Annotated in this window: 5 protein-coding genes; all 5 read left to right on the top strand. The window is 37.6% G+C overall.

Features of this window, described 5'->3' with window-relative positions:
• The first annotated feature begins 50 nt into the window (after positions 1–50).
• The 5 genes from SAR02S_RS09185 to SAR02S_RS09205 all read left to right on the top strand — a co-directional run bounded on the left by SAR02S_RS09185 (position 51) and on the right by SAR02S_RS09205 (position 7,162).
• A complete protein-coding gene (locus tag SAR02S_RS09185; RefSeq protein WP_041959021.1) occupies positions 51–2,258 on the top strand; it encodes a MotA/TolQ/ExbB proton channel family protein in 2,208 nt (735 codons plus the stop codon).
• Positions 2,259–2,267: 9 nt separating this feature from the next.
• A complete protein-coding gene (locus SAR02S_RS09190; protein ID WP_041959023.1) occupies positions 2,268–2,900 on the top strand; it encodes a hypothetical protein in 633 nt (210 codons plus the stop codon).
• Positions 2,901–2,909: 9 nt separating this feature from the next.
• Positions 2,910–4,283: a TolC family protein gene (locus tag SAR02S_RS09195; RefSeq protein WP_041959025.1), complete on the top strand. Its 1,374-nt coding sequence runs from the start codon at positions 2,910–2,912 to the stop codon at positions 4,281–4,283.
• Positions 4,284–4,319: 36 nt separating this feature from the next.
• On the top strand, positions 4,320–6,083 hold the full coding sequence (locus SAR02S_RS09200; RefSeq protein WP_041959027.1) for a tetratricopeptide repeat protein: 1,764 nt from the start codon (positions 4,320–4,322) through the stop codon (positions 6,081–6,083).
• Between the two features lie 113 nt (positions 6,084–6,196).
• Positions 6,197–7,162 carry a hypothetical protein gene (locus SAR02S_RS09205; protein ID WP_041959029.1) on the top strand — a complete coding sequence of 322 codons (966 nt, stop codon included), beginning with the start codon at positions 6,197–6,199 and terminating at the stop codon, positions 7,160–7,162.
• Positions 7,163–7,179 lie beyond the last annotated feature (17 nt).

The raw sequence follows: 7,179 nt of genomic DNA on the forward strand, positions 1-7,179 counted from the left end.
CGTTAAAAATTAACTCAAATTATAAACCAAGGAAGAAGTGATTCACGCCCATGAAACGTATTAAAGTCCTTAAAGCGTATTTTATTATCTGGCTCTTCATTCTCTATGTTGTGTACACCAACGCTGAACTGCTTGGCATTTTCTTCATGGCAACGGTGATTTTTAGTACCGCAATTGTTGGTCTCTTAGCCGTTGGAACACTCTATCAATTTGTCAGTGGCTTCGATATTACGATGCTAGGTGGAACTTTTGGTGCCCTTGCCTATAAAAAAACGGGGTATGAATTTTACATTAAAAGTATAGACTCACTTTTACCTGCAAACATCGCGCATATGCTCAAGATGCGTAAAAGTCAGCAAAAAATGCTCTTTACACAAGAAGAGTCACGCAATATTATCGAATGGCTTGACCTTAAATTTCGTAAACAAAAATCGTATATAAACTTTTTTATTAACACGGCGATGCTGATAGGCTTGCTTGGAACCTTCGTAGGTTTGGTTGAAGCCATCGATAATATGGGTCAGATCATTTTAGGACTCAATGGCGATATTGACATTAAGCAGATCATGCAAGATTTTTCTGGACCACTCTCTGGTATGGCGATTGGTTTTGGTGCGTCGTTGTTTGGTGTTGTCTGTGCGGTTATTTTGGGTATCAATGGTTATATCTTATTTCGCTCACAAGATACGCTGATTAGCGGCGTTGAGGATTGGCTCAAAGACAGGATTATCGATATTGCACCTGACGTGCTTGGTCGAAGCACAGCCTCTATGGCTACTGATCTTCCAGAGCAACGCAAAAGCTTTATGGATATTTTTCTTGAACAGATGAATAACTTTACGAGTGAAATTTCTAAACTGACCAAATCCAATGAGAATTTTCATGCTATGGCGCAGACATTAACGTCAATGAAAACACTTATGGATGCACAACATCTGACATTTCAGAAAATTGCAGGTTCTCAAGACACTTCAATAGAAAAATTTGATGCGTTCTTTGAATATGCTAAAAAAGCAGATGAAACAAAAGGCATACAACTCCATGAAAATAAAGTGCTTATGCAAACACAATTGGAAGAACATACACAGCTTCTTACACAAAGTGCCAATACCCTTTTAGCGCTCAATAATGGCATTGTCAATGTCAATAACAAAATGGAGCTTCACCATCAAACATCAGAAAAAATCGTAGCGCTTAATGAGCAACAACTCATTCAAGAAGCAACGATACACCAAGAGACGCTTAAAACCGTAGATCAGCTATCTTCAAATGTTAACAATGGCGTCGAACGTGTTGTTCGTGTCTTAAACCAACATGAAAATAAACTCAATAATGTGATAGAAAATTTAAGCACAGCTTCTCAGACGCTTTTAGAGATGTACCGACAATTAGACACGAGTGGTCAAGTGTTACTTAGGATTGCTTCTGCGCAAACAAACCATTTTGATGAAACACTCAAAGCGTATGGTGTGATGCAAGAGCAGATGAAACACTTAGATGCAACACTCAATCTCGAAATCACAACACTGGAAGCACTAAGTGCGCAAAGTGCACACGAGCACACCATTGTTATTGAACACCAAAACAGAACACACACGGTTTTTGAGACGATCGCTTCTACGGTAGAAACAACCAAACAGACATTAGCGGCTGTTTTAGATGTTCAAGAGATCTTTAAAGCCGAATCCAAAGAGGCAGCGCATGAATCACTGCAAGCCGTTGTGGAAGTTCAAAGAGCTTTAGTTCTCAATAAAGAGTCGTTAGAATCGCTTCTCGTGATACATGAAAATTTCCATACGCGTTATTTTAATGCACAGTATGAAACCAAAAATACCTTGCAACAGATCAGCCAGAGTGTTGTTGCTGAGAATCAAATTAGCACAGAACTTTTAAAAACATCAACGCTTATCAACCAAACGCAAGAGATGAACGCTGAGCAAGAGAAAGAACTTTTGGGTGCGTTAAGTGCTGAATTAGCACGTATAGAAGCGTTGAGTCAATCAGGTATGGAGCAGAGAAAAGAGTTTGAAGAGGCCTATTTTAAACACAGTGATGAGAAACAGACCTACGTGGTTGAAGAGCTCAGCCAGAAGATGGAACAGACACAGCAACATCTTGAAATCATGGCACAATCGTTGAAAAATATAGAGGAAGTGATTGCTCGTCTTGATAAACACAATACGCTTCATGGTGGTGGCGTTGCCGATGAGATCAAGGGCTTCTTTAGTTCGCTCTTTCATAAAAATTCACAGAATTAAGGATAACGTATGGCTGCTGGAACTGATCAAGGAGATATGAATCCCTTTATCTCTTATGTTGATCTCTTTTCATCTGTTATTCTTGTTTTACTGCTTTTTATGCTGATTATGTTTGTTAACGTGGGTTATTACATGCAGTTTAACTCTAAAAGTTCTGCAGCAGCGGCTCCAGCAGAAGTTGCAACCCCTCAAGCCAAAGGTGCTGAAGCTTCTAAAGTGGTGTTTGTCACGTCTAAAAATCCTAGCAAAGAGGCAACCAGTCAAAGCAGCAGTGATGTGGGCGAGAAAACACTGACAAAAGCGGTTGATAAACCAACACCGGTTGATTATAAAGAGTCAGATCTTATGATTATTTTCAAAAATAATGACTACTTTGTCAATAAAAACGTTCTTTCTCAACTCGTTAAAACAATGGAAAAAATACTGAAAACAAAACCCAATGCTCTGTTTGTTATCAGTGTAGGGGATTCTAAAAAATTGATCAGCTCAACGCAAGCAAAGCAGATATCATTAGGACGGGTTTTGAGTTTTAAAAACAGCCTTGAAGCTGTACCCGAATTAAAAAATAAAATTCAAATTAACTACAAACAGACAGAAACAATTCATCATGAATTTGGTTATCTTAAGATAGATGTAAAGTAAGGAATGCGAGTGCACTTTAAGTTTTTGAATACTTTTTTTACCGTGATTTTAGGATGTGGTCTATTTTTATCTTCTCTGTGTGCAGTTGAAAGTGAAGCGGACAGTATCGCAAAACTCAATGCGTTTTTAGCACAAAAAGACGCTGAACCCATCAATACCAATAATGCCACACTCAAACAAGCCGTTATAACAGCGGTTAAATCAAATTATCGTATTAAACAAGCGCAAGAGCGTATCTATCAAGCAGAGCACTCAACGAAAGAAGCCTATGCCGACTTTTTACCAAAGGTAGATGTTTCCACAACCGGAACTTCAAAAGATAGCAGTGGTTTTGATACCCAAAAGTATGGACAAGCCAGAGGCGATCTTTCAGCTTCATACAATCTTTACTCTTCAGGTATGCACAGTGAAACTGTAGAGCGAACCTACATTACGAAGAAAGAGCAAGAAGAGCGATTACGTGGTACGTTAGAAGAAGAGATCAATAAAGTCATTGATGCTTATTTTAGTGTCGCGTACGGAAGGTTAGCGGTTGAAGTCAACACGAGCAACTACGATAAACTCTTAAGAATTCTCGATATTGTGAAAACGAAAAGAGAACTAGGTGCTGCAACTGCGGGAGATGAAAATTCTATTTTGGCGAGTGTTTCCAATGCCAAAACAGCACTCATTAACACCGAGTCTTCATTCAACAACGCGAAAGATTATTATGAGTTTTTAACCAGCTCAAAAGTGGAAGATCTCAACCCGTATGAGATGAGTTTTGAAACGAAACTTTCAACGTTTGATGAACTTTTTGATGATATCAAAAAACGCAATACGGATCTCAATATTTTAGAGACACAAATTCAAGGTAAACAAAAAGATGTGGTCATCAATAATGCAACCGATGGTCTCAAAATAGATTTGTCGATGACAAATTCGAAGCGCTATAAAGACGATAGACTTCCAACAACAAGTCCATCTGAAGGCAAAAATCGTGATTTTATTGCAGAGTTGACCTTTAGTTATAATCTCTACGATGGTGGTCGTACCGAAGCAAAAGCAGCAAAATTGATGAGTGAAGCTTCTGCTTTAATTTATAATCTTGAATATACCAAACAAGACACCAAATGGAATTCGCAAAAGCTTTTTAATTCCGTTCAAACCAATTCAAAAACAATTGATACATTGAGTACAGAGATTGATGCGAGTAAAAAAATGGCTGAGGCGTATTGGGAAAAGTTTAGGCTCTCTAGCCAAGATTTAGTCACACTGCTCCAAGCTCAAAGACAAGTGAATAGTGCTGAGCTCGAAAAACTTCGTAGTGAAAAAGCGCGTATTGTGGATTATTTTTCCTTGCTTGCTAAACAAGGTAAATTAGTCGAATACTTTGGTTTTTAAAGCAGAAACTTCTCAAAATGAATAAAATGAAGAATCATGAATACTAACACAAACGCTTTCATTATTTCAGGCGATATTTTTTTAAAAGACGCAGAGCTTTCTTCTGCTATCATCTGTTATCGCAAAGCATTGGCATATCCGCTCGAAAAGCACATTGCCGTAAAAGTTCTCAATAATTTGGGCGTTGCTTACAAACGTCAAGGCTCTTTAGACGATGCCATTGCTATTTTTCAAAAAGGGATAGAAACCGACGCTTCCTATACGGCGTTTTACTCCAATTTATTTGCGGTCTATCGCTTGCAAAATCGGTACCAAGAGGCTTTAGATATTTTAATTAAAACCGTGAGTCTTCATCATCATCTTAATGATTATAGAGTGCTGATTGAATTTTTGACATTTCTCAAAAAACCTCAGGAGGCACTGAATATTGCCAATGAAGTTGTAAACCAATTTCCGAAAGAGTATGAAGCACATCTCTTGTTGGGGAATCTTTTAACCACGTTTAAAGTTTATGAAAAAGCTATTGAGCCTTATCGCAAGGCAATTGCCTTAGCACCCCAAAGAACACAAGCGTATAACAATATAGGGGTCGTGTATAAGGAACTTGGAAGGAACCAAGAGGCCTTAGTGGCGTATCAAAAAGCATTGGAACTAAATCCTAAAGATTCTGCTGCTTACAATAATTTGGGCAATTTACGCCGTAATATGGGCGATTTAAAAGGGGCACTTGAGCATTTAAAATACTCCATTGAGCTTAATCCTGATTATGCAGATGCGTATAGCAATGTTGGGGCTGTGTACAAAGAAGCGAAGGATTATGCGTCTGCCATTCCTTATTACCAAAAAGCGTTAAGTCTTAATCCTAAACACACCAATGCCAACTTTGATATGGCACTCATGGAACTTTCGTTTGGAAACTATGAAAAGGGGTGGAAGCAGTATGAGCATAGGCTCAACATGAGTGAATTGATTGCTAAAACCCATTCGTATAAAACGCCAATGTGGAGAGGTGAACCCCTTCAAGGAAAGAGATTACTTTTACAAAATGAGCAAGGCTTTGGGGATAATATTATGTTTATTCGCTATGCCCCTCTTTTTGAGCTCATGGGAGCGAAAGTTATAGTTCGAACACGACCTGAACTTGTCAATCTTTTTGCTTCTGTTCAAGGAGTTGAGGCTGTTTACAACGAAGAAGAAGCGATTCCTTTACATGATTATTATTTACCATTACTCTCAGCAGCTTTTTATTTTAAAACAACGATCGAGACGATTCCTAGGATATTTCCGTATTTACATGTAAAGCAACAACCCACAGAGTTTAGTCTTCATCCAAAAGATTTAAACGTTGGTCTTGTCTGGAGTTCAAGCCGTACCAATAAAGATTTTGCCAATAAATATACAGGTCTTTCAACGTATAAACCACTTTTAGATATCCCCCATATTGCGTGGTATTCGCTTCAAGTTGGGGAAGATGCTTTGGAAATAGAAAAAGAAGGTTTAGAAAATAAGATAGTCGATTTATCATCTTCCTTAATTGATTTTGCGGCTACTGCAAAGATCATTCAATCGCTTGATCTTGTTATTACCATGGATACAGCCGTAGCCCATTTGTGTGGAGCATTGCATAAAGAAGCATGGATATTAGTTCCAAAACCTGCCGATTGGCGATGGATGCAAGAAGGAGAAAAAACACCGTGGTATGAGAGTTTAATTTTATTCAGACAAGGTCTTCGCGATGATTGGGAACTCCCCATTAAAGCGATCAAAACACGATTAAAATCTTTTGCAAAAAAGCCCTAGAAATGGGCGCTAAAGCTGTATGAAGAGAGATTTTAGAAAGAGAATGTTATTATCATGTATTACAATATATTAAGCAAAAATTTAAATTTGGAAGTTACACATGGAGAGATGCAATGTTTAGTATGATACTCAAACTTCAAGCCTTCTTTGAAAGACTCAAAAAACGTAAAGCACTTTGGTTTACGACCATCACAGCACTCGCTTTGTTCGGTATTTTAAGTACACTGTATTACTTAAATTCAATGACGCATCGTACGACTAAAAATCTTTATGAAGCGACGAATACAAGTTACTTTAATGAGTTGGATTCAAAAATCGGTGATTCAATTTTTAATCTTGAAATCATAGGTAGCATGTTACTGGCAAATCCAGAGTTTATTGCTGCAATTAATTTGCAAAATAATACCACTGCCATGATGGAAAAACTCAATACACTTGATGCTAATTTAAAAGTGATTGCGAAAAATAGCGTTGTGATAGAACTTTACACGAAAAATTTTGTCAAAGTTGCTTCTTCGTCGACAACTCCCGTTATGACAACAGAAGCTTATGACTTGGAGAGTTTACAGAAAGTTGTAGCAACCAATCAACCTCAAAGTGGCATCGAATACCAAGATGGTCAAGTTTTTTTAAAAGCACTTTATCCAACCGCTAATGGTGTTTTAGAGATTAAACGCTCAGCTGATTTTTTATTTGATACCTACCAAACGAATGGAAAAATCTTTCAAATTCTCTTAGACAGAGATGTCTTAGATATGAAAAAACTCCAAGCTTTTAAACATCAAAAAGTTGGAAGAAACGAAGTCAGTGTACAAGCCAAAGCAGATGGCTCCTTTTTAAATAAAATCACTGAATTGGATTTTGACAAGATTATTGCAGATAAATATATTTTGAGTGATGATTATTTTGTTTTAGCCAAGCCACTGCTTAATGTGGATGGTAAAAAAGTAGGTGTTATTGTTGTGGGTGAGAGTATCATGAAAGAGAATGGGTTACCCAAAATGACGAAGAAAATTTCAACAGGACTCACAACAGCTGCACTTGGTTTGGTTGTTGCGTTATTGGTTTTGATGATCTGATGCGTTTAAGTATATTT

Origin of the sequence: Sulfurospirillum arsenophilum NBRC 109478, assembly GCF_000813345.1 — a bacterium.
GTDB classification, from domain to species: domain Bacteria; phylum Campylobacterota; class Campylobacteria; order Campylobacterales; family Sulfurospirillaceae; genus Sulfurospirillum; species Sulfurospirillum arsenophilum.

What these genes read in the sequence shown, in the direction of transcription:
- SAR02S_RS09200 (WP_041959027.1), top strand. Translation starts at nt 4,320, where the DNA reads ATGAATACTAACACAAACGCTTTCATTATTTCAGGCGATATTTTTTTA.
- SAR02S_RS09205 (WP_041959029.1), top strand. Translation starts at nt 6,197, where the DNA reads ATGTTTAGTATGATACTCAAACTTCAAGCCTTCTTTGAAAGACTCAAA.
- SAR02S_RS09190 (WP_041959023.1), top strand. Translation starts at nt 2,268, where the DNA reads ATGGCTGCTGGAACTGATCAAGGAGATATGAATCCCTTTATCTCTTAT.
- SAR02S_RS09185 (WP_041959021.1), top strand. Translation starts at nt 51, where the DNA reads ATGAAACGTATTAAAGTCCTTAAAGCGTATTTTATTATCTGGCTCTTC.